The organism is Tabrizicola sp. (assembly GCF_022842145.1).
Lineage (GTDB): Bacteria > Pseudomonadota > Alphaproteobacteria > Rhodobacterales > Rhodobacteraceae > Tabrizicola.
The window spans coordinates 172,947-198,279 of sequence record NZ_JALHQD010000002.1 but is presented as its reverse complement, the minus strand read 5'-3'; the positions used below and the strand labels follow the sequence as shown (position 1 = coordinate 198,279).

The 25,333-nt window shown below is 66.8% G+C and carries 26 protein-coding genes and 2 tRNA genes; 20 read left to right on the top strand and 8 right to left on the bottom strand.

The genetic code is table 11. The annotated features are described in order from the left end of the window. Positions 1-14 precede the first annotated feature (14 nt). Positions 15-1,448, bottom strand: a complete 1,434-nt coding sequence (locus tag Q0C42_RS06040; protein WP_295073432.1) for a Glu/Leu/Phe/Val dehydrogenase — start codon at positions 1,446-1,448, stop codon at positions 15-17. A gap of 341 nt (positions 1,449-1,789) precedes the next feature. On the opposite strand from Q0C42_RS06040, the gene Q0C42_RS06035 reads away from it, so the two are divergent. From Q0C42_RS06035 to glpX, 6 genes are all read left to right on the top strand, one after another. Then, entirely contained in the window at positions 1,790-3,745 is a 1,956-nt protein-coding gene (locus Q0C42_RS06035; protein ID WP_295073429.1) for a Tad domain-containing protein, read from the top strand. Beyond that, positions 3,742-4,281: a TadE/TadG family type IV pilus assembly protein gene (locus Q0C42_RS06030; RefSeq protein ID WP_295073426.1), complete on the top strand. Its 540-nt coding sequence runs from the start codon at positions 3,742-3,744 to the stop codon at positions 4,279-4,281. Before Q0C42_RS06035 ends, Q0C42_RS06030 begins: the two co-directional genes overlap by 4 nt. Before the next feature lie 5 nt (positions 4,282-4,286). Continuing rightward, entirely contained in the window at positions 4,287-4,916 is a 630-nt protein-coding gene (locus Q0C42_RS06025; RefSeq protein WP_295073423.1) for a hypothetical protein, read from the top strand. A gap of 79 nt (positions 4,917-4,995) precedes the next feature. Continuing rightward, positions 4,996-5,223, top strand: a complete 228-nt coding sequence (locus tag Q0C42_RS06020) for a hypothetical protein (RefSeq protein WP_295073420.1) — start codon at positions 4,996-4,998, stop codon at positions 5,221-5,223. Positions 5,224-5,288: 65 nt separating this feature from the next. Then, positions 5,289-6,578, top strand: a complete 1,290-nt coding sequence (locus tag Q0C42_RS06015) for a homoserine dehydrogenase (RefSeq protein ID WP_295073417.1) — start codon at positions 5,289-5,291, stop codon at positions 6,576-6,578. A gap of 82 nt (positions 6,579-6,660) precedes the next feature. Next, positions 6,661-7,626: a class II fructose-bisphosphatase gene (gene glpX, locus Q0C42_RS06010; RefSeq protein ID WP_295073414.1), complete on the top strand. Its 966-nt coding sequence runs from the start codon at positions 6,661-6,663 to the stop codon at positions 7,624-7,626. An 84-nt stretch (positions 7,627-7,710) separates the two neighbouring features. Here glpX and Q0C42_RS06005 read toward each other — a convergent pair whose 3' ends face one another. Continuing rightward, complete coding sequence (locus Q0C42_RS06005; protein ID WP_295073412.1) at positions 7,711-8,625, bottom strand: LysR family transcriptional regulator; 915 nt, start codon at positions 8,623-8,625, stop codon at positions 7,711-7,713. A gap of 119 nt (positions 8,626-8,744) precedes the next feature. Here Q0C42_RS06005 and Q0C42_RS06000 point away from each other — a divergent pair, with 119 nt between their 5' ends. The 10 genes from Q0C42_RS06000 to Q0C42_RS05955 all read left to right on the top strand — a co-directional run bounded on the left by Q0C42_RS06000 (position 8,745) and on the right by Q0C42_RS05955 (position 16,997). After that, the gene (locus Q0C42_RS06000; protein ID WP_295073409.1) at positions 8,745-9,203 is read left to right on the top strand and encodes a cupin domain-containing protein; all 459 of its coding nucleotides are present in this window, start codon (positions 8,745-8,747) and stop codon (positions 9,201-9,203) included. 52 nt (positions 9,204-9,255) lie between these two features. Next, the gene (locus Q0C42_RS05995; RefSeq protein WP_295073406.1) at positions 9,256-9,726 is read left to right on the top strand and encodes a cytochrome c; all 471 of its coding nucleotides are present in this window, start codon (positions 9,256-9,258) and stop codon (positions 9,724-9,726) included. Between the two features lie 71 nt (positions 9,727-9,797). Beyond that, a complete protein-coding gene (recJ, locus tag Q0C42_RS05990) occupies positions 9,798-11,537 on the top strand; it encodes a single-stranded-DNA-specific exonuclease RecJ (RefSeq protein WP_295073403.1) in 1,740 nt (579 codons plus the stop codon). A gap of 60 nt (positions 11,538-11,597) precedes the next feature. Continuing rightward, positions 11,598-11,672 (top strand) — tRNA-Glu (locus Q0C42_RS05985). A 103-nt stretch (positions 11,673-11,775) separates the two neighbouring features. After that, a complete protein-coding gene (locus Q0C42_RS05980) occupies positions 11,776-12,579 on the top strand; it encodes a lytic transglycosylase domain-containing protein (protein WP_295073401.1) in 804 nt (267 codons plus the stop codon). Between the two features lie 43 nt (positions 12,580-12,622). Continuing rightward, a tRNA-Glu gene (locus Q0C42_RS05975) sits at positions 12,623-12,697 on the top strand. 89 nt (positions 12,698-12,786) lie between these two features. Continuing rightward, entirely contained in the window at positions 12,787-14,001 is a 1,215-nt protein-coding gene (locus Q0C42_RS05970) for an ABC transporter substrate-binding protein (protein WP_295073398.1), read from the top strand. Positions 14,002-14,306: 305 nt separating this feature from the next. Continuing rightward, positions 14,307-15,170, top strand: coding sequence for an ABC transporter permease (locus Q0C42_RS05965; RefSeq protein ID WP_295073395.1), 864 nt, complete (start codon positions 14,307-14,309; stop codon positions 15,168-15,170). Next, positions 15,160-15,963, top strand: a complete 804-nt coding sequence (locus Q0C42_RS05960) for an ABC transporter permease (RefSeq protein WP_295073392.1) — start codon at positions 15,160-15,162, stop codon at positions 15,961-15,963. Before Q0C42_RS05965 ends, Q0C42_RS05960 begins: the two co-directional genes overlap by 11 nt. Continuing rightward, positions 15,960-16,997: an ABC transporter ATP-binding protein gene (locus Q0C42_RS05955; protein ID WP_295073389.1), complete on the top strand. Its 1,038-nt coding sequence runs from the start codon at positions 15,960-15,962 to the stop codon at positions 16,995-16,997. Before Q0C42_RS05960 ends, Q0C42_RS05955 begins: the two co-directional genes overlap by 4 nt. 50 nt (positions 16,998-17,047) lie before the next feature. Here the strand turns inward: Q0C42_RS05955 and Q0C42_RS05950 are convergent, their stop codons facing one another. Genes Q0C42_RS05950 through Q0C42_RS05940 form a run of 3 tightly spaced genes read right to left on the bottom strand, consistent with a single transcriptional unit; the run spans position 17,048 to position 20,409 of the window. After that, positions 17,048-18,043 (bottom strand): diguanylate cyclase, encoded by a 996-nt coding sequence (locus Q0C42_RS05950; RefSeq protein ID WP_295073386.1) that lies wholly within the window; start codon positions 18,041-18,043, stop codon positions 17,048-17,050. A gap of 5 nt (positions 18,044-18,048) precedes the next feature. Further along, on the bottom strand, positions 18,049-18,666 hold the full coding sequence (locus Q0C42_RS05945) for a heme NO-binding domain-containing protein (RefSeq protein WP_295073384.1): 618 nt from the start codon (positions 18,664-18,666) through the stop codon (positions 18,049-18,051). Between the two features lie 21 nt (positions 18,667-18,687). Next, positions 18,688-20,409, bottom strand: a complete 1,722-nt coding sequence (locus Q0C42_RS05940; protein WP_295073381.1) for a DUF4153 domain-containing protein — start codon at positions 20,407-20,409, stop codon at positions 18,688-18,690. A gap of 120 nt (positions 20,410-20,529) precedes the next feature. On the opposite strand from Q0C42_RS05940, the gene Q0C42_RS05935 reads away from it, so the two are divergent. Beyond that, complete coding sequence (locus tag Q0C42_RS05935; protein ID WP_295073378.1) at positions 20,530-20,985, top strand: GNAT family N-acetyltransferase; 456 nt, start codon at positions 20,530-20,532, stop codon at positions 20,983-20,985. A gap of 497 nt (positions 20,986-21,482) precedes the next feature. Here the strand turns inward: Q0C42_RS05935 and Q0C42_RS05930 are convergent, their stop codons facing one another. From Q0C42_RS05930 to Q0C42_RS05920, 3 genes are read right to left on the bottom strand one after another with little or no spacing between them, the layout of a single operon-like run. Further along, complete coding sequence (locus Q0C42_RS05930; RefSeq protein ID WP_295073375.1) at positions 21,483-21,893, bottom strand: c-type cytochrome; 411 nt, start codon at positions 21,891-21,893, stop codon at positions 21,483-21,485. A gap of 52 nt (positions 21,894-21,945) precedes the next feature. Beyond that, positions 21,946-22,620 carry an ABC transporter ATP-binding protein gene (locus tag Q0C42_RS05925; protein WP_295073372.1) on the bottom strand — a complete coding sequence of 225 codons (675 nt, stop codon included), beginning with the start codon at positions 22,618-22,620 and terminating at the stop codon, positions 21,946-21,948. Further along, positions 22,613-23,899, bottom strand: coding sequence for a lipoprotein-releasing ABC transporter permease subunit (locus tag Q0C42_RS05920; RefSeq protein WP_295073369.1), 1,287 nt, complete (start codon positions 23,897-23,899; stop codon positions 22,613-22,615). The genes Q0C42_RS05925 and Q0C42_RS05920 overlap by 8 nt, the downstream gene beginning before the upstream one ends. 232 nt (positions 23,900-24,131) lie before the next feature. On the opposite strand from Q0C42_RS05920, the gene Q0C42_RS05915 reads away from it, so the two are divergent. The 3 genes from Q0C42_RS05915 (at position 24,132) to Q0C42_RS05905 (ending at position 25,316) form a co-directional block, all read left to right on the top strand. Continuing rightward, complete coding sequence (locus Q0C42_RS05915; protein ID WP_295073366.1) at positions 24,132-24,401, top strand: hypothetical protein; 270 nt, start codon at positions 24,132-24,134, stop codon at positions 24,399-24,401. Between the two features lie 91 nt (positions 24,402-24,492). Beyond that, positions 24,493-24,840 carry a helix-turn-helix transcriptional regulator gene (locus tag Q0C42_RS05910; protein ID WP_295073363.1) on the top strand — a complete coding sequence of 116 codons (348 nt, stop codon included), beginning with the start codon at positions 24,493-24,495 and terminating at the stop codon, positions 24,838-24,840. Continuing rightward, positions 24,840-25,316, top strand: a complete 477-nt coding sequence (locus Q0C42_RS05905) for an SRPBCC domain-containing protein (protein WP_295073360.1) — start codon at positions 24,840-24,842, stop codon at positions 25,314-25,316. Before Q0C42_RS05910 ends, Q0C42_RS05905 begins: the two co-directional genes overlap by 1 nt. Positions 25,317-25,333: the final 17 nt, after the last annotated feature.

Below are 25,333 nucleotides of genomic sequence, written 5' to 3'. Positions count from 1 at the left end.
TCAAGTCAGGACGGCTACAGCCCCTTCGACCGATAGGTCTTGGCCACCCTATCTATCGACACGATGTAAGCCGCGACCCGCAGGTCCTCGACATCCTGACGCGAATGCCAGACCGCGCGCATCGCCTGGTAGGCCGTGCGCATCGTGTCATCCAGACCGGACCGCACCAGCGCCAGTTCGTCCGAGCCTTGCAGGAATTTCTCCTTGAACCCCTCGGCCAGCGACCAGCCCAGACCCTGGTCCGAGGAGAGCCGCTCCAACTCCTCGACCAGAAGCCGCGACCGCGCCTCCTCGGCCCGGCGCTGCATCCGGCCAAAGCGGATGTGGCTCAGGTTCTTCACCCATTCGAAGTAGGACACCGTCACCCCCCCGGCATTGGCGTACATGTCCGGGATGATCACGCAGCCCTTGCGGCGCAGGACCTCGTCCGCGCCATAGGTGATCGGGCCGTTGGCCGCCTCGATGATCAGAGGCGCCTTGATCCGCTCGGCGTTGCCAAGGTTGATCACCCCTTCCATCGCCGCCGGGATGAGGATGTCGCAGGCGTCCTCCAGCACGGCCGAGCCTTCGGCCACATGGGTCGCCTTCGGATAGCCGGCAAGCAGCCCGTCGTGGCGGTTCATCCACTGCCGCACATCCTCGATGTCCAGCCCCTTGGGGTCCAGCAGCGCCCCGTCGCGCTCAATCACCGCGACGACGGTGCAGCCGTCCTCTTCGGACAGGAACTTCGCCGCGTGATACCCCACGTTGCCCAAGCCCTGCACGATGACCCGCTTGCCCTCCAGTCCTCCGCTCAGCCCGGCCTTGGCGATATCCTCGGGGTGCCGGAAGAACTCGCGCAAGGCGTACTGCACGCCGCGCCCCGTCGCCTCCACGCGCCCCTGGATGCCCCCCGCATGCGGAGGTTTCCCGGTCACGCAGGCCTTGGCGTTGATGTCCGTCGTGTTCATCCGCGCGTACTGGTCGGCGATCCAGGCCATCTCGCGCTCGCCGGTCCCCATGTCGGGGGCGGGCACGTTCTGGGCCGGATGGATCAGGTCGCGCTTGATCAACTCATAGGCGAAGCGGCGGGTGATCTGCTCCAGCTCATGCTCGTCCCATTGGCGCGGGTCGATGCACAATCCGCCTTTCGAGCCCCCGAACGGAGTCTCCACCAGCGCGCATTTGTAGGTCATCAGCGCCGCAAGCGCCTCGACCTCGTCCTGGTTGACCGACAGCGCATAGCGGATGCCGCCCTTGACCGGCTCCATATGTTCCGAATGGACCGACCGATAACCGGTGAAGGTCTCCATCTTGCCGCGCAGACGGACCCCGAAGCGCACCGTATAGGTCGAATTGCAGACGCGGATCTTCTGCTCCAGACCCGGGCTCAGGTCCATCAGCTTTGCGGCACGGTTAAACATGAGATCAACGGATTCGCGGAAACTCGGCTCTCCGGAAACGGCCATTCTGTCCCTCCCTGAACAGGCGGCGCCGTGGGCCTGGCGCCGCCCGGGACGGTACGGTCCACCCGGCTTCTTGGGAACCCCGAAAGCGCGCAGGGCGCCACAGGCCGTTTCCGACGCCGCACCGAATCATTTTGCCGAGGTTTTGTTGATGAACTCTGAACGCCCGCTGAAATTTTTCGCGGCTGCAACTTAACGGGCCAGATTCCCACAGATTGTTTCCGGATTGTGGCAGCACACGCAGGCATCAGCGGAAAATGCCATACTTCCGCCCGATCCTGTGCCTAAATCCCGGATCGATGCCCGGCAATTTCGGCTGGCGCACTGCTGCGATGGATAGTGAAATGTTGAGAAAACCTGCCAATCGACCTGCATCCGCACGCGTTGTCCGCAAGTTCTCGGACTTCCGATCCGAGGAAGAGGGTGGGGTCACGATTTTCGTCGTCATGCTGTTCGTCATGATGATCCTGTTCGGCGGGATCGCGGTCGACGTGATGCGCTTCGAATGGCGGCGGGTCACGCTGCAGGAAACGATGGACCGCGCGATGCTGTCGGCGGCCAACCTCGTCATCCCGCCCGACGAGACGCCGCAGACCGTTGCGCAAAGCTGGTTCGATGTCGCGGGCCTGGGCGACGAACTGACGGTCGACTATTCGGCACCGGTCATCACCGGCGAATCCACCAACAGCTCGCGCCGGGTCGTCGGCACCGCCAGGGTCCGGTCCTACAACCACTTCATGCACATGATGGACTACCCCTGGTTCGAGGGGCCTGTCGCCTCGGGCGCCCAGCAGGGTGTCTCGAAGATCGAAGTTCTTCTGGTGCTCGACGTCACCGGCTCGATGGGCGAAGCTTCTGGCACCACCACGAAAATCGCCGCCCTGCGCACAGCGGCGACGAACTTCGTCAACATCCTGAAATTCAACCGCGACGCGGGTGGCAACTACACGATCCCGAAAGATCCGAATAACCTGATCTCGATCGGCATGGTGCCATATTCCTCGAACGTGAACATCCCGGTTCCGCTGCGCAACCAGTTCACCGTCACCGACATTTCTACCTGGGATGCCATCCCCAATGCAGGTGTCCCGAACATCAACTGCTTCGAGATTCCGGAAACCACCTTCGGCCAGACAGGCCTGTCGCGCACGACCTCCATCCGGATGGCAGCTGTGGCCGACACATCACGAAGCGTGCCGAACTTCAGCACGACGACAACCACTGCCGGTGGCACTGTCACGCTGAGCCGCGCCACACCAGTCGCGCCGAACATGAACTCGAACGAAGTTGTCTGCAACCACGGCGACAACCCCGGCACTGCGACGAACGAAACGACCGGAAACATGGTCCTGCTTCCGACAACGGTGCCGGCGACGGTGACAAACCAGATCGCATTGCTGCAACCGCGCGGTCGTACCTCGATTGCTGTCGGCATGCGCTGGGGCTCGGCGCTTATGGATGAAACTGCACGGCCAATCTACAGCGCACTGCGCGGTGGCGAGCCCGCGATGGCGGGTCGGCCCGTGAACAACAACGATGCCGAAACCCGCAAGATCATCGTCCTCATGACCGATGGCGACCACGTGGCCAGCAAGCACGTCCGCGATGCGTTCAAGTCAGGCCCCTCGCCGATCTGGCGCGGTGCCGACGGGAACTTGGCGATCCGCTTTACCAATGGCGGGGCGGCCCTGACCGGTGGGACGCGTCCCTTTATCGGAACCGGAAGAACCTGCTCCGGCTGGTCGCTCGCGGACACCACGTCCAATGGCGTGACTGTCTCCCGCAACTACTTCATCCCACACCTGAAACCGAACTCGGTCGCCCAGCGTCGTAACAGCGATCCAGAAGGTCAGGGCACGGGTACCGTGATCACGGGTGCCTGCGCGCCGTTGTCCTGGCAGGCCGCACCTACCTGGACCGGCAGCGGGACTGTCCGGCAATTGGACTGGAGCGAGGTGTGGCGCTTTGTCCGCATCGACTGGATGGTAGAACAGCTCTACATCCGCTCGGGCGTTACCGGCACCAGCAATTACGACACCGTCTACAACCACTTCGTCGGCGACTACCTGCAGAACGATGCCTACATGGACGGGCTGCTGAATACGAACTGCACGGCCGCGAAAACCGCCGGCTTCGAAGTCTTCGGCATCGTCCTCGGTGACAACGTGAACGAAGCACCGGTTCGCAATTGCTCGTCGTCAGGTACCGGCTTCTACTACCGCGCCTACAACGGCAGCGAGCTGAACTCGGCTTTTGAGCAGATCGCCGTCCTTGTCTCGCCGCTGAAGTTGACGCAATGACCCGGGTCCGCCATTTCCTTCAGGACGAGTCCGGAACCGGCCCGATCGAGTTCGTGTTCGTCTTCCCGGTCATCTTCCTGGTGTTCACGGCTTCGTTCGAAAGCAGCATGTTCATGGCACGCTACGTCATGTTCGAGCGCGCCGTGGACCAGGTGGTGCGCCAGTTGCGGCTGCGCATTCTGACGAACGTGACGAACAGCGACCTCAAGCGCGAAATCTGCGAGTCGGGCATGATGATCGGCTCGGTCGAAAACTGCATCAAAGACATGCGGATCTGGATGCAGCCGGTCAACACCGGCAACTTCGCCATGGTGGCGCCGCCAAAGCACTGCACCGACCGCAACCAGCAGCTCAACCTGGTCGAAGAACAATCCGCCGTCGCGACAGGCACCGACAACGACATCATGCTTCTGCGCATCTGCCTCAAGGAAGAGCCGATGTTCCCGACGACCCTTGTCTCGATGAACATGGCAAGCGAGCCGGACGGAACCTATGCGCTGATCGTGACCTCGACTTTCGTGAACGAGCCAGGATGACCGCCATGCGCAAGTACACTCGCCGTTTCAAGGATTTCCTTCGCGACGAAGATGGCCTGATCCTGGCCGAGGGGATCGTCATGATGCCGCTCATCATCTGGGCGCTGGTGGCGATGTTCATCTATTGGGACGTGTTCCGTACCATCAACGTCACCCAGAAGGCGGCCTACTCGGTCGCCGACCTCCTGTCGCGACAACGCGACACCGTTCCGCTGTCCTTCGCCAACGGACTGCAGAACATCCTAACCTTCCTGACCCCCGGCGGACACCCGGTCAAGATGCGCATCACCAGCTTCGAATGCATCTCGCCGGCCCTGCCCTCCCAGCCCGGTGTGTCGCAGCCCTGCGACGACACGCTCGGCAGCTACCGACTGCTGTTCTCCTTCTCGCCCGGCAACAAGGTCACGGCGCTGACCCAAGCCAACATCCAGGGCTGGAAGACCACGCGGGTCCCGGTCCTGAACAACGGCGAAAGCGTCTTCGTCGTCGAGACCTCGGTCGAGTTCAAGACCCAGATGAAGACCGTTCTCGCAGGCTTCCTTGTCGGGGTCGACGACGGCACCTATGGAGAGTTCATCGTGACCCGCCCGCGCCACCGCCGCCTCTGCCTCGAAGGCACCAACACCTGCTCCTGATTCCGGTCATCCGACCCTGTCTGCGGCTTCCCCCCGGCGCGTTCTGGGGGTAGCCTGACCGGGCAATGCCGGGGTCCTCATGCGCCTGACTGTTCCAGTTCTCCTTGCCGCAAGCCTTTTCGGCTGCGCCCCCTTCCCCGAGATCGACGCGATGGGTCCCGACACCGGCCCGCCGCCGCAGTTGCTGCCGATCGACGACCTGCTTGCCCAGGCCGGAGCGCAGACGACCGACCCGGGCCCTGCCGTCGCGGCCCGCGCCGCCCGGCTCAAGGCCCGCGCGGCCGCAATCCCCAACGCCGCTCCCTGACAGCGTTGCACCTCGCCCGGCTTCCGGCTAACAGACGTCAGCCCTAATCTGCCCGAGGTTCCCCGATGTCCGCCGCCCCCTTGCGTCTTGGCCTTGCCGGTCTTGGAACCGTCGGCATCGGTGTCGTCAAGATCGTGCAGACCCATGCCGACCTGATCGCCGCCCGCGCCGGTCGCCCGGTTGTCATTACCGCCGTATCCGCACGTGACCGCACCAAGAACCGCGACGCCGACCTCTCCGGCTACGCCTGGGAAACCGATCCCGTCGCTCTGGCCGGCCGCCCCGACATCGACGTCTTCGTCGAGGTGATGGGCGGCCACGAAGGCCCCGCCAAACACGCGACCGAGGCCGCCATCGCTGCAGGCAAACACGTCGTCTCCGCCAACAAGGCGCTTTTGGCCCACCACGGCCAGGCCCTTGCCGAAGCCGCCGAGGCCGCCAACCTCGCCCTCCGTTTCGAGGCTGCTGTCGCAGGAGGCATCCCCGTCATCAAGGCCTTGACCGAAGGACTTGCCGGCAACCGCATGAAGCGCGTGATGGGCGTGATGAACGGGTCATGCAACTACATCCTGACCCGGATGCAGTCCGAAAACCTGCCCTATGAAGCCGTGTTCGAGGAAGCCCGACAGCTCGGCTATTTGGAAGCCGACCCCAACCTCGACGTCGGCGGCATCGACGCGGGCCACAAGCTTGCGCTCCTCGCCTCGATCGCCTTCGGAACCCGCGTCGCCTTCGATGACGTGGAACTGGAGGGCATCGGCAATGTCTCGATCGACGACATCCGACTGGCCGAAGACATGGGCTACCGCATCAAGCTGCTTGGCGTCGCCCAGATGACCGGGCGCGGGCTTGAGCAGCGCATGACCCCCTGTCTCGTTCCCGCCGACAGCCCGCTCGGCCAGCTTCAGGGCGGTACGAACATGGTCGTCCTCGAAGGCGACTCTGTCGGCCAGATCGTTCTGCGCGGCCCCGGCGCCGGCATGGGCCCCACCGCCTCCGCCGTCATGGCCGACGTCATCGACATCGCCCGCGGCTTCCGTCTGCCGACCTTCGGCCAGCCCGCCTCGACCCTTGTGGCCGCCCAACCGGCAAAGTCCGCCACGCCCGCCCCCTACTACCTTCGCATGACACTTCTCGACAAACCCGGCGCGCTGGCCAAGATCGCCACGTGCCTCGGCGAATCCGGCGTCTCCATCGACCAGATGCGCCAGTACGGCCACCAGGGCGCGAACGCCCCCGTCCTGATCGTCACCCACAAGGCGGCCCCCGACGACGTCGCCCATGCCATGACCCGCTTCGCCGCAACCGGCGTGCTGGTGGGCGACCCCGTCGCGATCCGGATCGAGGAAGTCTGACCCCCGTTAGCGCCACCACGCTTGCCGCGCCCCTGACCCCCGGCTACACGGGACAAAAGCGCGCGAACGTCCCGGGGGACCCATGTCAGAAAAGTTGAACTTCCAGGACCGGCTCCTGTCCCTCGGCCTCGGCCGCGTTTCCGAGGCCGCGGCCCTCGCCTCCGCCCGCCTGATCGGTCGCGGCGACGAGAAGGCAGCCGACCAGGCCGCCGTCAATGCGATGCGCGACCAGCTGAACCTTCTCGACATCAAGGGCGTCGTCGTCATCGGTGAAGGCGAACGCGACGAAGCCCCGATGCTGTACATCGGCGAAGAGGTCGGCACCGGCAACGGCCCCGAGGTCGACATCGCCCTAGACCCCCTCGAAGGTACGACCCTGACTGCCAAGGATATGCCGAACGCGCTGACCGTGATCGCCATGGCCCCGCGCGGCACGCTTCTCCATGCCCCCGACGTCTACATGGAGAAACTGGCCATCGGGCCCGGCCACAAGCCCGGCACCGTCACCCTGTCGATGACCCCCTCCGAACGCGTGTCCAACCTCGCCGCCGCCAAGGGCTGCTCGACCGAGGACATCACGGTCTGCATCCTTGAGCGCCCGCGGCATGAGGACCTGATCGCCGAAGTCCGCTCCACCGGTGCTGCGATCCGCCTCATCACCGACGGTGACGTCGCCGGCGTCATGCACTGCGCCGAGCCCGAGTTGACCGGCATCGACATGTACATGGGCTCCGGCGGCGCACCCGAAGGCGTCCTCGCCGCCGCTGCGCTGAAGTGCATGGGCGGCCAGTTCTACGGCAAGCTTCTCTTCCGCAACGAGGATGAAAAGGCCCGTGCCCGCAAGGCCGGCATCACCAACTTCGACCGGGTCTACACCCGCGACGATCTGGTCCGCGCCGACGTGATCTTCGCGGCCACTGGCGTCACCTCCGGCTCGCTTCTGGCCGGCATCCGGCGCGATCCCGGCTGGGTCACGCTGGAGACGATCCTGATGCGCTCCAAGTCCGGCTCGATCCGCCGCATGACCTACAAGACCCCGGTTCGGTAAGGCAGTTTCCGTCAGCCGGGTCCGACCCGGGTAGGGTGGGCAATCCTGCCCACCATCCCGCAAAGGCAGGGCTGGGACCCACGTTCACTCCGCCTGCAGGTCCGCCTCCCCCTTCGCTTTCCCGGCCAGAAACGCCACGAAAGCCTTGACCCTCGCCGCGATCAGGCGGTTGTCCGGATAGACCGCGTGCAGCGGCACCGGGCGGCCCTGCCAGCCCTCCAGAATCGGGACCAGCCGCCCCTCGCGCAGGTCGTGCCCGACGATGAAGGCCGGAAGCTGCACCACCCCCACCCCCTCCAGCGCGGCCGCCCGCAGCGCCCACCCGTCCGACAGCTCCATCCGGGGCGAGATCGGGACATCCACCCGTTCCTCCCCGCGCAGGTAGGTCCAGGTTCGCCCCTGCCTGAGGCCCGAGAAATGCAGAAGATCATGCCCCACCAGGCCCATCGGTGCCTCGGGCACCCCGCGCCGCGCCAGATAATCCGCCCGCGCGCAGCTATGCAGCCGCGACCGCCCCAGCGCCCGGGTGATCAGGTTCGGCCCGACGTCCAGCGTCCCCCGGATCGCCAGGTCGAACCGGCTTTCGATCAGGTTGCGGGGTGCGTTCGACAGCTCCATCTCGATGGAAATGCCGGGATGCGCGGCCAGGAACTCCGCCACCCACGGCACCAGGAAACGCATCGCTAGATCAGGTGGCGCCGTCACCCGCAGCCGCCCTTCCGGCGCCGTCTGCTCGGCCCGCGCCGCGCGCTCCGCTTCGACCATCCGGCCGGGCAGGTCCACCAACCGCGCGCGGTAAGCCTCACCCGCCGGGGTCAGCCGCACGTTTCGCGTCGAGCGGTGCAAAAGCCGGACCCCCAGCCGCGACTCAAGGTCCGCCACCTGCGCGCTGACCGTGGCGCGCGTCAGCCCCAGTGCCGCTGCACCCGCGGTAAAGCTTTCATGCTCGGCCACCGCCAGAAAAGCCGCCACACCGTGCAGGGGGTCCACCGTCTTCATTCGTCAGCTCATCCAGACAATGATGCTTGGTCCACAGGATTTATCCCTGCGGTTCGTTCCGATTATACCGCCCCCACCAAAGCGATTTCGCAACGGTTTTTTCTATCAGGAGACAGACAATGACCCAATTCGACAAGGCTGCCTTTTCGCACTCCGGCGACGGGGCCGAGGCCCTCGCCTTCGGACGCCACATCATCCGCATTACCGCGGAGCAGACCGGCGGGAGCCTCGGCTGTTTCGAGGCCGAGGTTCCCGCAGGGGAAGGCCCTCCCTTCCATGTCCATGAAAAGGAAGAAGAATTCTTCCGAATTCTCGAAGGCCGCTTTGCCTTCTGGTGCAACGGCTCCCGCGTCGAGTTGACCGAGGGCGGGGTGATCTGCGTGCCGCGCGGCTCGGTCCACACTTTCCAGAATGTCGGCGATACGATGGGCCGCCTGATGGTCGTCATGACCCCCGGCGGGTTCGAGGGCTTCTTCCCCGCGGTCGCAGGCGAACCGGGTGCCAGCATGGACCGGATTGGCCAGATCGCCGCGCAGTTCAACCTGCGCTTCGTCTTCGACCACGCCGTGGCCGCCTGACCCACCCCGGCGCCCGGACAGCACCGGGCGCCCATCCCCCCAGGAGCCAGACATGACCCGCCTCACCGCCCTTATCCTCGCCCTCCTGCCGCTTGCATCCCAGGCGCAGGACACGGACCGCGGCCAGTACCTCGTCACCATCATGGGCTGCACCGACTGCCATACCCCCGGCCACTTCCTTGGCCAGCCCGACATGAGCCGCTTCCTCGGCGGCTCCGACGTGGGCTTCGAGATCCTCGGCCTTGGCACCTTCCTCGGCCCGAACCTGACCCCCGATCCGACCGGCCTCGGATCCTGGACTGACGCCGAGATCGTCACCGCCATCCGCACCGGTGTCCGCCCCGATGGCAGCCATCTCGCGCCCGCAATGCCGTGGATGGGTTATGCCGCGCTGACCGATCAGGACGCCCAGGCCATCGCCACCTACCTGAAGTCGCTGCCCCCCGTCACCAACGACGTCCCCGGCCCCTTCGGACCTGGCGAGCCCACGGGTGGCTTCGTGATGAGGGTCACCACCCCCTGAACGGCACGGGCGCAGCGTGGCGGCTTTCCACCCCCTTGCGCTGCCCCGCCCTTTGCGGCACCCCTTCCCGCATGACCGCATTCCTGAACGTCGCCGCCTCCCTCACCGGCCGCCGCTGGGTCGGCCCCGACCTCGAATCTGACCGCCTGGCCGAAGGGATGGCCCAGCAGACCCGCCTTCCCCTCCCCCTCTGCCGCATCCTCGCGGCCCGGGGGATCGCGCCCGAGGATGCCCCCGCCTTCCTGGCGCCCGCTCTCCGTGACCTTCTCCCCGACCCCCTGATGCTCAAGGACATGGCCCCCGCCGCCGACCGCCTGCTCCGCGCCGTCGCGCGCCGTGAGCGTATCGCGATCTTCGCCGACTACGACGTCGATGGAGGCTCCTCCGCAGCCCTTCTTCTGATCTGGCTCCGGTCCTTCGGCCTGAAGGCCACGCTCTACATCCCCGACCGCATCGACGAGGGCTACGGCCCGAACGTTCCCGCGATGGCCCAGCTTGCCGCGGCCCACGACCTCATCCTCTGCGTCGACTGCGGCACTCTCAGCCACGAGCCCATCGCGGCGGCCAAGGGGGCCGACGTCGTGATCCTCGACCACCACCTTGCCCTGGAAACCCTTCCCGCAGCCCTTGCCGTCGTGAACCCGAACCGGCAGGACGAGGACGGCTCCCTCGCCCATCTCTGCGCCGCCGGAGTGGTCTTCCTCGTCCTGGTCGAGGCCAACCGCCGCCTGAAGGCCCAGGGCCAGACCGTCCCCGACCTGATGGCTCTCCTTGACCTCGTAGCACTCGCCACCGTCGCCGACGTCGCCCCCCTGACCGGCGTCAACCGCGCCTTTGTCCGCCAGGGCCTGAAAATCATGGCCCGCCGCGACCGCCCCGGCCTGCGCGCACTGGCCGACATCGCCCGGATGGACCAGGCCCCGACCTGCTATTCGCTGGGGTTCCTCCTCGGTCCCCGCGTCAACGCCGGTGGCCGCATCGGCCAAGCCGACCTCGGCGCGCGGCTTCTGGCCACCGACGACGAAATGGAAGCCTCCCGCATCGCCGCCCGGCTTGACCAGCTGAACACCGAACGCCGCGAGATCACCGAACGCGTCCGCGAAGAGGCCCTTGCCCAGGCCGAGGCCCGTGGCCTGGAGGGCCCCCTCGTCTGGGCCGCCGCCGAAGGCTGGCACCCCGGCGTCGTCGGCATCGTTGCGGCCCGCCTGAAAGAGGCCGCGAACCGCCCCTCGGTCGTCATCGGCTTCGAGGGCGATATCGGCAAGGGATCGGCCCGGTCGATCCCCGGCGTCGACCTTGGCGCCGCGATCCAGCGCATCGCGGCCGAAGGGCTGATCCAGAAGGGCGGCGGGCACAAGATGGCCGCCGGGCTGACCCTGACCCGCGCGCAACTGGACCCGGCAATGGCCCGCCTCGGTGACCTCCTTGCCCGTCAGGGTGCAGCGGTGTCCGGCCCCCGCGACCTCAGGATCGACGGCCTTCTCGCCACCTCCGCCGCGACGGTCCAGCTCCTGGAGGAGATCGAGAACGCCGGCCCCTTCGGTCAGGCCGCCCCGGCCCCGCGCTTTGCCTTCGCCAACGCCGCCGTCACCTGTCGCCGGATCGGGGAAAGCCATCTGAAGATCGCGGTCTCCGACGGCTCGGGTCCGCCGCTGGACGCCATCGCGTTCGGGGCCTTCGACGGCCCGCTCGGCACCACTCTGGAAGGCGCGGGCCACCGGCGTTTCCATCTGGCCGGAAAGCTGGAACTGAACCACTGGAACGGCCGCACCCGGGTGCAGTTGCGCCTCGACGACGCCGCGCCCGCGTAACGCATTTTTCCTCTTGCGGAACCACCGCACAGAATCTACACACCGCCCCACCGACAGCGTGGCCCGTTCGTCTATCGGTTAGGACACCTGGTTTTCAACCAGGTAAGAGGGGTTCGACTCCCCTACGGGCTGCCACTTCACCAACATGTCAGACGATGCATGTGCCTCCTCACAAAGGCGTGCTTGATTGTTGCCGGGCACTCAATAGATTGGCCCAAATTCCAAGAATAGGTGCCTGATGTTAAGTTTTCTGTCCCGAGTCTGCGCCGCCGCCTTGTTCGTCGCCGTTCCCTCCGTGTCACATGCGGCCAGCTGCAGCGATACCGGCGGGCAATATGAGGGCTGGAAGTCCGAGATGGCCGCCGAAGCGAAAGCCGAAGGCGTCGGCAAGCGCGGGATCGAGGCGCTGATGGCGACCTCCTATTCCAAGGCGACCATCGGCGCGGATCGCAACCAGAAAAGCTTCAAGTACAGCCTTGAGAAGTTCCTGAACGTCCGCGGCGCCGATACGATCGTGTCGCAAGGACGCAGCCGCAAGGCCAAGAACCCCGACTTCTATGCCAGCCTCGAAGCCGCCTACGGCGTGCCCGCTGGCGTCATCATCGCGATCCACGGGATGGAGACCGGCTTTGGCGGCTTCATGGGCGACACCAACGTAGTCGCGGCCATCGCCACGCTGACCTATGACTGCCGCCGGTCCGACTTCTTCCGCCCGCATCTGATCGGGGCGCTGAAGATGGTCGACAAGGGCATGATCTCGCCCAACACCGTCGGCGCCAAGCATGGCGAGCTTGGTCACACCCAGTTCCTGCCGGGCAATGCCTATACCTACGGCGTGGACGGCAACGGCGACGGCGTCGTCGATCTCTACAACCAGGCCGATGCGTTGGCGACCACCGCGAACTTCCTGAACCGGAAGGGCTGGAAGCCGGGCAAAGGCTACCAGGAAGGCGAGGCGAACTTCGCCGTCATCAAGCAATGGAACGCCGCGAAGGTCTATCAGCAGGCCATCGCGATCATGGGCGCCAAGATCGACGGCTGACCCCTTGCGCCTTGCCGCGTGTCTCTATACCACGCGCGCCAGTGGCCCGTTCGTCTATCGGTTAGGACACCTGGTTTTCAACCAGGTAAGAGGGGTTCGACTCCCCTACGGGCTGCCACTTTCCGTTACAATTCGCCAACGGCCATGTGACTGGCATTTCAACCGGTTATCGGCTTGATGGACGCCAGTCCCGACACTGGAGCCACTATGCTGCGTAGCCTTGCCGCCCTTCTCCTTTTCTCCACCTCCGCCCTTGCCGACACGGCCGACGGCAATGCCCTCAAGGCGATGTCCTGGGACCAGATCGTGGACCAGGCCCGCGGCGGCACGGTGAACTGGTTCATGTGGGGTGGGTCGGACACGATCAACGCCTATGTCTCGGGCTATGTCGCCGACCGGCTGCGCGCGGACTACGACATCACCCTGAACCGCGTCCCGATCACCGATGCCGCCGACATCGTAAACCAGGTCCTGTCCGAGAAAGAGGCCGGGGTCACGGACACCGGGTCCGTCGACCTCATCTGGATCAACGGCGAGAACTTCCGTTCGATGAAGCAGGCCGACCTCGTATTCTGCGGCTACGCCGGACTTCTGCCCAACGACACGCTGGTCAACTGGGAGAACCCCGCCATCGCCAACGATTTTGGCGTGCCGGTGGACGGCTGCGAGGTGCCCTGGAACACGGTCCAGTTCGCCTTCGCCCATGACAGCGCCGTCGTGGCGGACCCACCGCGCGACATGGCCGGCCTGATCGCCTGGATCAAGGCCAACCCCGGTCGCTTCACCTATCCCGCGCCGCCCGATTTCACCGGCTCGGCCTTCCTGCGCCACGTCTTCATCCATGCCGCCGGTGGGCCGGACAGCCTGCTCGGAGCCTTCGACCAGGCCAAATTCGACGAGACCGCGGCGAAGACCTGGGCCATTCTGAACGAGATCGAGCCCTTCCTCTGGCGCGAGGGGGCCACCTACCCCACCACCGTCACCCAGTTGAACGAGCTGTTCGCCAACGGCGAGGTCGATTTCAGCTTCGACTACGACCCCGCCCAGTTCGGCCTCGCCGTGCAGGCCGGAACCTTTCCGGACACGACGCGGTCTTTCGGACTGACCGACGGCACCATCGGCAACACCAATTACACCCTGATCCCGTACAACTCGCCCAACAAGGCCGCCGCGATGGTGGTGCAGAACCTGCTTCTCTCTGGCGAGGCTCAGCTGGAAAAGGCCAAGCCCGAGGTCTGGGGCGCCGCCCCCGCCATCGAGGTCAGCCGCGCAACGCCCGAGGTTCAGGACGGCTTCGCAGCGATCAAGACCCATCCCTCCGTGGTCCCGGCCGCCGAACTGGCAAAGGCGGCCCTGCCCGAGTTGCAGGCCGACTGGCTGACCGCCATCGAAAAGGGCTGGACCGCAAACGTCGGCAACTGACGCGTCTCGTTTGACGCACGTCCTCCTCGCGGCCACCCGCGAGGAGTGACGAAGTCATTCGACGAGCATCCGGTCGACCGCAAAGCAATGCCCACCCGCACTGCACAAGCAGCCCGCATCCCGTCCCCCCGGCCGCGAGGAGTGACGAAGTCATCGACGAGCCGCCCAGCAGCACCACAGAACGGACCCTCCCCCAACCAAGCGCCCCACATCGTCCGCCCAGACGCATGACCCGCCCCCCCCCGCTTGCTCCCTGCACCGCCTTGCCGCAAGCTGCCCAATGACCCGCCCCGAAAGGCCCCGGAGTGACCGACCGCACCCGCCTTGCCCTCCTGCTTGCCCCCGCCCTTCTGGTGCTGGGCGGGCTCTTTCTGACCGGGCTCGGCCTCACGCTTCTGCGGTCCTTCCGCTACATGCCCGCCCTTGGCCTGACCGAGCCGGACCTCGCCGCCTATGCCGCCATCCTGACCGCGCCCGGCTTCCTGGCCTCCCTCGCGTTTTCGCTCTGGGTGGCGGCGGCCTCGACGCTGATCGCGGCCGTCCTTGCGCTGGCGGCGGCGCTCCTCCTTCGCCAGACCTTCCCCGGCCGGGCGGTGATCAGCTTTCTCGTCCAGCTGAACCTGACCGTCCCCCACATCGTCGGCGCCATCGGGATCCTCTACCTCTTCTCCCAATCCGGCAGCTTCGCCCGCCTTGCCCATGCCGCCGGCCTGATCACCACCCCGGCCGAGTTTCCCATCCTGACCCAGGACCCCTACGGCATCGGCATCATCCTCCTGTACGTCTGGAAAGAGCTGCCCTTCATCACCCTAATCCTGCTGGCCAACATGCAAACCCTTGGTGAGGATCACGAAGCCGTCGCCCGCTCGCTTGGCGCGACCCGCTGGCAGGCCTTCCGGCATGTCCTGCTGCCCCTCCTGATGCCCAGCCTTCTGGCTGCCTCGGCCCTGGTCTTCGCCTTTGCCTTCGGCGCCTACGAGGTTCCCCTGATCCTTGGCGCCCATGCCCCGAAGGCGCTTCCGGTCCTGGCCTGGCAGGCCTCGACCGACACCGACCTCGCCACTCGGCCCGAGGCAATGGCGATGGCCGTCGTGATCGCGCTGATCGGCTGCGCGCTTCTGGCGGTCTATGGCCGGATGCTGGCGAAAGGCGGGGCCGGTGCGCGCTAACCTCCGCACCCTCGCCGGACTGGCGCTGGCGGTCTTCCTGGTCCTGCCGTTTCTGCCCCTTGTCGGCTGGTCGGTCGCCCGGGGCTGGCGCTTTCCCGCCCTCCTGCCCGACCAGGTGGGCGTCGACGCCTGGGCCTATGCCCTCTCGCCGCCATCGGGAGTGCTGGCAAGCTTCGCCGTGACCACCCTGATCGCCAGCGCCACGACACTGCTTGCCATCCTTGTCGGCCTGCCCGCCGGACGGGCGCTGGGGCTATACCGCTTCCGCGGGCGTGGCCTCGTCTTCCTCCTGCTTCTCGCGCCCGCGCTCCTGCCCGGCATCGCCGTCGTCTTCGGCCTGCACGGCATCCTCCTGCGCCTGGGCCTGGCCGGGTCCATCCCCGGCGTGATCCTCGCCCATCTCGTCCCGGTCCTGCCCTACATGACGCTGGTCATGGCCGCGGTCTTCGCCCGGTTCGACACCGCCTTCGAGGATCAGGCCCGCAGCCTTGGCGCGACCCCGTGGCAGACCTTCCGCCACGTGACCCTGCCCGCCATCCTGCCCGGCCTCATGGTCGGTGCGCTTTTCGCCTTCCTCGTGTCGTGGTCGCAGTACCTGCTGACCCTCTCCATCGGCGGCGGAAGGGTCCAGACCCTGCCCCTTCTTCTCTTCAGCTTCGCCAGCGCCGGGCGCAACGACATCACCGCCGCCATCGCGCTCCTCTACATCCTGCCGGGCCTGATGATCCTCGCCGTCACCGCCCGCCGGATCACCGGTCGAGGCGCGGCCCTGACCGAAAGGCTGCACCCGTGACGACGCTGTCCCTGCATGGCCTGCGCAAGACCTACCCGGGTGTGGGGCAGGCCGCCGTGCACGGGCTTGACCTCACTGTGGACAGTGGCAGCCTGACCGCGCTTCTTGGTCCCTCGGGCTGCGGCAAGACCACGACGATGAAGCTGATCGCGGGCCTCCTTTCCCCGGATGCGGGTGAAGTTGCGCTGGACGGCACCCCGATCACCACCCTGCCGCCCGAGCGTCGCGGCATCGCGATGGTGTTCCAGAACCCGCTGCTTTTTCCGCACCTGACCATCGCCCAGAACATCGGGTTCGGCCTCAGGATGCAGCGCCTGCCCCAGACCGATATCGCGGAACGCGTCGCCGCCATGCTGGCGCGGGTCCGGCTGGACGGGCTTGGAGACCGCCGCCCCGCCGCCCTGTCCGGCGGCCAGCAGCAGCGCGCCGCCCTTGCCCGCGCCCTGATCCTGCAGCCAAAGGTCCTCCTTCTGGACGAACCGCTGTCCAGCCTCGACCCCTCCTTGCGCGACGAGATGCGCGCGCTGATCCGGACGCTTCAGCAGGAAACCGGGATCACCACCCTCGTCGTCACCCATGACCAGGCCGAGGCCGTCGCCCTTGCCGACCGGATCGTGCTGATGCTGGACGGACGCCTGGCCCAGCACGGCCCGCCCGAGGACCTCTACCGGCGTCCCGCCTCGCTTGCCGTCGCGCGGTTCTTCGGCGGGGTGAATTTCATCCCCGGCCGGTCCCAGGGTGGACTGTTCCAGTGTCCGATCGGTCCGCTGACCCTGCCCCCCGGCGCGCCCCAGGGCGACCATATCCTCACCCTCCGCCCCGAGGCGCTGCGACTTGGCCCCGGTGCCAATCCCCGCACCGGCCGGATCGACTTTGTCACCTTTCTTGGAACACAGACCCGCGTTGGACTGACGGTGGACGGAACCGCGCTGCAGGCCCTGACCACGCCGGACCTTGCCGGTCAGCTTGTGCCCGGGACCGATCTGACGATCTCGCTCCCGCCCGAGGCACTCTGGCTCCTTCCGCCGGAGTGACCGGCCAATCCGTGCCCCGGTGTGGCAACCCCGATGCGCACAGGGAGCGGCTACTCGCCCCGCGTGACCAGCAGCACGGCCCGACCCCGGCCCGCATGTTTCGCGGAATAAAGCGCGCGGTCGGCGGCGGCCAGCAGCTGCACCGGCTCGGGCACCGCAAGATCCAGCGACCGGACGATCCCGATGCTGGCCGAGACCGTGCACACCTGACCCTCGAACTCCATCGGCTGGCAGATGCGGGCGATGATCCGGTCCGCGATCGTCTGCAGCATCTTCGGTTCGGTGCGGCCCGCCAGGATCACCACGAACTCGTCGCCACCGATCCGCGCGGCGCAATCCTCGGCCCGCAACTGCTCGCGCAGGATGCGGCCGACGGTGCTTAGGACATGGTCGCCCGCAGCGTGGCCCAGCGTGTCGTTCACCGCCTTGAAGTAGTCGAGGTCCATGTGCAAAAGCCCGAACCCGGCCCGGGCGGCGCAAAGACGTTCCAGAACCAGATCAGCCGCGCGACGGTTGCGCAGGCCGGTCAGCGGGTCGGTCATCGCCTCTTCTTCGGCGGCAATCCGCGCGCCTTCCAGCCGCAGGTTCAGCCCCCGCAACTCGCGCGTGACGGCGGCATTGGCCTCAGCCATGTAGAGAAGTTCCATCGCAAGCTCGGTCGCGGCGAAGTCGGCGTCGGTCAGCGCCAGATCCCGCACCGCCGCGACCAGGTCCATGCCGAAGGACAGGTTCAGCAGGATGCGGCCCGAGCCCGGCAGTGTCCGCGCAAGGCCGCGCAGCCCAACCCGGACCCCACTACGGGGCAGCAGCCGGAAGCGGTTGGCCCCCCGCGCCAGCACCTGTCCGACCGTCACCGCCCCACCGGGCGAGCGCACTTCGAACAGGTCCTCGAACCGCGCGCCGGGCACCGCATTCGCCTGCAGTACCTGCGCCAGGGTCGGACCGAAGCTCAACGCCCGACCCTCACCGTCCAGCAGAAGATGCATGGGCATGAACTGCGCCAAGGTGGCACCATCCAGTACAATCCGGTCGTCGTGGCGCAACATCTTACCTACACCTTCGGCAGGGCCAGGTCGAACCGCCGCGCTGTCGCGTGGCGACGGTCGAGAACCAGGATCGACGTGCAGTCATCGGCTTTCGGCTCGATCAGGCAAAGCGCGCCGTAGTCGTCCGCCATCGCGGTCAGAAGCCCGATAAGCACCCGCTGCGTGGCGCGCAGATACGATTGGCAATGCAGGTCGAACCGGTCTTCGCCGACTTCATCCAACGTCACGTCCGGCAGGTCCAGATCCGGCATCGCCAGCCGCGCCCGGCCCGGCAACTCCTCCAGCGAATACAGAAAATCGGCGAAGGTGACCCCGCCGAAGCGCAAAAGCCGCCGGATGCCCTCGCGCTCGGGGTTGGTGACCAGGTGGATGCCGACGTCTTCCCAGATCGCCTCGACCGGACGCCCCAGCACCTCGGCCGCGACCAAGGCAATGCGGTCGGCGGTGCCGCGTTCGTAGCGCAGCATCGGCTCGAACGAGTCGACCGTCAGCCCTGCGTGGCGGCAGACCGCATGCCACCGTCCCGCCCCGAAAATCTCGCTCACATAGCTTTGCAGGGACCGCAGAAACAGCGCATCCATGTCCGACCCCAAGTCCGTTTCGGCGGCAAGGTTATCGCGCATGGGTTAACAACCTTTGTCCGGTCATGGCAGGAAAAGCAGCCCCGTATCGCCAGTGCCAAGCTGATTCAGCTCGGCCCCCGTCAGGGGTGGCGGAGCCTCCTGATACTGCCGCAGCAGCTGCCGTGCCGCCTCGGGGGCAAGGAAGTTGCCGTCAGCCTGCGTCGCCGTTCGCCAGACCAGCAGGCCCGCGTCATCCAAGTAAAGCCCGCTGATCTCGATATAGTCCTCGCCACGCTGCAGAAACAGCATCGCCTCCTCGCCCGGCCGCAGCGGCAACAGGTCCGCGACCACCAGCAGGCACCCCGGCTGCCCGGTTTCCAGCCGCGCCTCGCAGACCGCCAGCCAGTCCTGCACCTGGTAATCCTCGGCTGCACCCAGGATCACGTCGCGCATTCCCGTGGCGGTGGCCGGCTGGACCGGCAGTATCGCAGCCAGCTCGGCCGCCAGAGCAGGGCCCCGGTCCTCGGCCAGAGGAGTCTCTCCGGCCAGCGCCGCGGCCAGTGCCTCCTGCCCCGTCTCCTTTGCCCTGGCCTCCAGCTCCGCCAGCGCCGCCGCCCCCGGCTTGCCCCAGGATTGCAGCGCGTAGAGGTCCAGCGCCTCCGGCCCCTTGGCCTCGACCTGGTGCAGCTGGCTGGCGGCCGAGATCGCTTCGGCGTTCAGCACCGGCGTCAGCCACAGGGCCGCCAGCGCCCCGACCCCCAGCGCCACCCGGATGTTGCCCTGCCGGATCCGCTCCTGCCAGGCCCCGCCCCGCAGGACCGACGCGGCATAGACCAGCCCGTAGACCAGCCCCACCCCCGCCACCAGCACGATGAACAGCCGCTCTGGCGACCAGCCGCGATCGGCCACCCGGATCCAGATCGCCCACAGCGCCAGCGCCGCCATGACCGGCAGGATCAGCGCCATGCCTTGCGTGCAGCGCACCAGCAGCGGGCTTTGCGGCGCATCGGCATCGGTATGGTCGACGGCGATCGAGACCAGAGCGATGCCTCCCGCCACCATCGTCAGCAAAAGCGTGGCCGGCGACAGCCCGCTTGCCAGTCCCTCCAACCCGCGGAACGGCAGCGCGATCAGGAAGATGACCATGACCCCCAGCACGACCGGCAGGAACATCCGGAAGATGCGCAACACCACGTAGGGCGACAGAAGATCCGACAGATCGTCGATCACCGCCATCCCCAGCCCGAAGATGCCCCCGCCAAGCGCCAGCATAACCAGCTCGTGGCGCAAGAGATCGCCGATCACCTTGACCCCGACGATTTCCAGCAGCGCATCCGACAGGTAGATCACCAGCCAGACCAGACCGGTAAAGGCACCGGCTGCGGCAAAGCGCAGGACGACGGACCAGGCCTCCAGGAACAGGACCGGATAATCGTTCCAGCGGCTCCGGACCTGTGCGATCAGGAACGGCACCGGCAGGGCCGCCACCGTAAAGGCGGCCAGCAGCGGAATGGCCCCTGACACGAAATCGTCCGGCCCGGCGTAGCGCAGGGCCGTCAGCCAAACCAGCGCAGCGACCACCAGCCCCAGGCCCAGCGCCCGCGGTACCGCGCGCCACAGCCCGATCGGTCCCGCCATCGCCATCAGCGCCGAGAACACCGTCCCGACAAGGACAAAGGCCACCAGCGCCGGGTAGTCGCCCAGCCAATCCTTGTCCAAGGCCTCGATGGCCGCCCAAAGCGCCACCCCACCCAGAGCGCCTGCCAGGGCAAGCTCGATCCGTGCCGTGATCTGGCCTGTCATGCGTCTCTCCCGGTTCCGTCTGCCCTTATGCGTCCGGGCAGTGTGGCGCATTGTCAGGATTTCCGGCAGGTTGCCAAGTATTAACACATGCGCCGCGCCGGGACTGGCGCTTATCGGGGAATGCCCATGCCCACCCTCATCCGCCCTCTCGCCGCCACGGACCATGACCAGTGGCGCCGCCTCTGGCCCGGCTACCTCCAGTTCTACCAGACCTCGGTGCCAGAGGATGTCTATGCCTCGACCTTCGACCGCCTTCTGGGGTCCGACCCGCGGGACTTCTCGGCGCTGGTGGCCGAGCAAGACGGCCAGCTTCTCGGCCTCGCGCATTACCTCTTTCACCGGCATTGCTGGAAGATCGAGGACGTCTGCTATCTGCAAGACCTCTACGTCGCCCCCGAAGCCCGCGGCACCGGCCTCGGCCGCGCCCTGATCGAAGCGGTCTATGCCGCCGCCGATGCTGCCAAGGCCCCGGCCGTCTACTGGCTGACGCAGGACTTCAACCACGAGGCGCGCCAGCTCTACGACCGCGTGGCCCGGCTCTCGCCGTTCATCCGCTACAACCGCCCACCGCAGTAGCCTTCACCCCGAAGACCCGCGGCCCCGCCCGGCACGTGACATTGGCAGCACCAGGCAGCAGCCCGCCGTTCGGCAATCATTCTCCGGGGGCTCGGTGGGTGAAGCGCCCTCCATTACCCGCATCCATCAACGGTGCAGCAAAGCCGCGACGGACTACCCGGCTGGAACCAGAACCTTCCCCGCCGCAAGGACCGCGCGCAGCCCCGCTTCTTGCCTCACTCGGCGGCACATTGAGGTTCCGGTATCTGAAAAACCGCTGCAGAAACGGCGCGGCAAGCCAAGAGGCCCCGCTGCAATCGCCACCCACTCACCGGCAGGGAAAGTCTAGCACCCCGCCCGCGACGAGAAGACGAAGTCGCACGAGGAGCAACCCCCAATTCAATCGCCCCTGGACCGGCGCGGCAGGCCACGAGGTCTGCCGCCATGCCTGTCCGCCCGGAAAAAGAACCCGCCCGCGACGAGAAGACGAAGTCGCACGAGGAGCAGCAGCCCCCGCCTCAGTCCTGCAGCGCCTTGAGGTATTCCGCGATCTGCACCAGCCGCACCGGGGTCGGCGTGGCGATCCCGTCGCCGCCATCATAAGGCACCAGATCGCCCTGCAGCAGCGGCCCGAACTCCGGCATCGGCGAGGCCGCGTCCTGCCGGCCGGGGGCGACGCCGGTGTAGCCCCAGATCTTCGCCATCACGCGCGTTCCAGGGAAAACCCCGCCGTTCTTCGCGGACAGCCGGGTCAGGTCGGCGGGCTTGCGGTCCAGCGCCGCCGCCCCCTCGCCGTCGCCCTTGCCCGACATCCCGTGGCAGGCCGCGCAGAAATCCGCGAAGTCCTCGGAACCGCTTGGCAGCGTCTCGCGCTCTACGCAGGCCGCCAGGCCAAGGCTCAGCAGCAGGATCATCATGGGGTGACGCATTCTTCTCTCCTCTTGCCAGACTTGACCAAAGCCGGGCCAACCCCGCCTTGATCTAGGTCACCTGGCCCGCGGTCAGCCGTACGATCCGGTCCATCCGTGCGGCCAGTTCCAGATTATGCGTGGCGATCAGCGCGGAAAGCCCGGTGGACCGCACCAGTTCCATCAGCACCCCGAACACCTGGTCCGAGGTGCCGGGGTCCAGGTTCCCCGTCGGCTCGTCCGCCAGCAGCAGTTTAGGCCCGTTTGCCAGCGCGCGGCAGAAGGCCACCCGCTGTTGCTCGCCCCCTGACAGCGCGGCGGGACGATGCCCCGCCCGCGCGCCCACGCCGACCTTCTCCAGCAGTTCCATCGCCCGCGCCTCGGCGGCCGGTTTCGCCACGCCGTTGGCAAGCTGCGGGATCACCACGTTCTCCAGCGCGCTGAATTCCGGCAGAAGATGGTGGAACTGGTAGATGAACCCCACATCTCCGCGCCGCGCCTCGGTCCGCGCCCGGTCCGACAACCCGCCCATCTCGCGCCCGTCCAGCTGCACCGTGCCGCTGTCCGCCACGTCCAGAAGCCCGGCGATGTGCAGCAGCGTCGACTTCCCCGCTCCGCTAGGGGCCACCAGCGCCACCACCTCGCCCCGCGCGACGGTGATCGACGCCCCCCGCAGCACGATCACTTCCGAGGGCTTGCCCCGGTTGTAACCCTTCTCGACCCCTTCCAGTGCCAGCATCTCACTCATAGCGCAGCGCCTCCACCGGGTTCATCCGCGCCGCGCGCCGCGCCGGGAAGAAGGTGACGACGAAGGACAACCCCAAGGATAGCCCCACCGCCGACATCACGTCGGCCAACTGCAGCTTCGCCGGCAGCGAATAGATCCCCCGGATCGACGGATCCCAGACCTCCGCCCCGTTCACCCAGTTGATGGCACTCATGATCTGGTCGATGTTCAGCGCCGTCAGGCAGCCCAGCGCCACCCCCGCGATGGTCCCGATCACGCCGGTGAACGACCCGCAGATGAAGAACACCCGCAGGACCGAGCCTTCGGTCAGCCCCATCGTCCGCAAGATGCCGATGTCGCGGCCCTTGTTCTTCACCAGCATGATCAGCCCCGAAACGATGTTCATCGCCGCGATCAGCACCAGGACCGACAGGATCACGAACATCACGTTGTCCTCGATGTCCAAGGCCCGCAGGAAGGCCCCCGAACTGTCCTTCCAGGTCCACAGCATCGCCACCGGCCCCGCCGCCGCAAGGATCGGCTCGCCATAGCGTTCGATCTCGTCCGGCACCTCGACCATCACCTCGATCTCGTCCGCGCGGCCCTCCTTGTTGAAGAAGCTCTGCGCTTCGATGAAGGGCATGTAGATGCGTGTCGTATCAATATCATAGCGCCCAGCGCTGAAGATGTAGACCACCTCGTAGGCGTTGACCCGGGGCGTCGTCCCCATCGCCGTCCGCACACCTCCCGGAGCGATCAGGCGCACCCGGTCGCCGACGCTGACCCCCAACTCCCGCGCGATCCCCGACCCCAGCGCAATCCCCTCCGGGAACCGCGCCAGATCGCCGATCGCATCCGACCCCGCACCCACCCTGGGGATCGACGCGAAATCTTCCGGCAGAAGACCAAAGACCTCTGCCCCCGTGGTATCCTCGCCGTCCGTGACCATCAGCTTGCCGCGGATCAGCGGCGCCGCCCGCGTCACCCCCGGCACCTCGGCAATCGCCGCCGCCAGCGCGTCAGGCTCGGTAAAGCCGCGGATCAGTTGGCCATCCTCGCCGACCACGCCCGACGAATAGACCGTCACATGTGCGTTGGCCCCCAGGATCGTATCCACGAATTCCGCCCGGAAGCCCGCGCGCACCGCCAGCGTCAGGATCAGCGCGAACACCGCCAGTGTGATGCCGATCAGGCTGATCCAGGTCATGATGCTGACCCCGCCCTCGGCCCGCCGCGCGCGCAGATAGCGCCAGGCGATCATGAATTCGAAGCCCGAAAACGGGCGCGTGCTCTTTGCCATCTGCCTTTTCGCCCGTTCCGACGCCCGGTCGGACGCCTGTTCCGGCCCCTGTTCGGACCCTTGTGAATTGCCGGGCAACCTGCGGGACAGGGCGTGAAACGTCAAGGCATGGCCACCGGGGCGGGTTCCCGCCTGCGCCCGCCTCGCGGTTTCGTGCGTGCCACCGCCTTCAGCTACCCTCCCACCCGCGACGGATCATCGCCGCGAACCACAATGATGTACGAGGGACCCCATGCGTATCACATCCGCCCTTCTGGCACTTGCCGCCATCGGCTTTCTGGCCGCCTGCAGTGGCGAGGAAGTCTGCACCACCGAACTTGCCCAGAAGAAGGCCACCGACCTCATGACCAAGATGCAGGAGGTCGCCGCCACCGATGCCGCCAGGCTCGCCGAACTTGCCCCCAAGGTGCAAGAGCTTGCCGCCAACGCCAGCGCCCAGGGCGACGACCTGCAGGCCGCCTGCAAGGCGATGGACGAGATGATGGCCGAACTGACCAAGTAAACCCCAGGGCCCGGGTCATGCGCCCGGGCAGACATCTTGCCTTTTTGCGTAATGCGTTATATAAACGATTCGTTACATAACGGATCGTCACATGCCCGACCTCGATCAATCCTTCGCCGCCCTCGCCGATCCGACCCGCCGCGCCATCCTCGCCCGGCTGGCGGAAGGCGAGGCCACGGTCCAGGACCTTGCCCGTCCCTTCGCGATCAGCCAGCCCGCGATCAGCCGGCACCTCAAGGTGCTGGAGGACGCGGGCCTGATCGAAACCCGTATCGACGGCACCTCCCGCCCCCGACGGCTGAAGCCCGATACCATGTCGCAACTCTGGCATTGGCTCGGCCAGTACCGCGCGCTGTGGGAGGCGCAGTTCCAGCGCCTCGACAGCCTCCTGGACAGCCTGGAAGACCCTCCCGCCGACCCCAAGGAAAGGAAACCGTGATGTCCCTCGACCTGACCCGATTGCAGACCGTCCTCGACGGCGATACCGACATCCTCCTCCGCCGCGACTTCGCCCATCCACCCGCCAAGGTCTGGCGCGCCCTGACCGAGCCCGCGCTGATCCGGCAATGGATGGCCGTGCAGGACCACCCGATGACGCGCTGCGAATTCGATCCGCGCCCCGGCGGCAGCTTCCACTTCGAATGGGCAGGACCGGACGGCAATTCCTTCTTCTTCTCCGGCCCCGTCATCGCCGTGGACCCGCCGCACCACATCACCCACATCGAATATTTCAACGGCGACACCACCTCGGGCGCCCGGATCACCACCGACCTTGCCCCCCAAGGCAGCGGCACCCGGATGACGATGGTGATGCGCTATGAGAGCGCCGAGGCCCGCGCGGCCGCCATTGCCACCGGCATGACCGACGGCATGGAAGAGGTTTACGGCAAGCTCGACGCGATGGCGATCGGCTGACGACCGCCCTCGTCGGA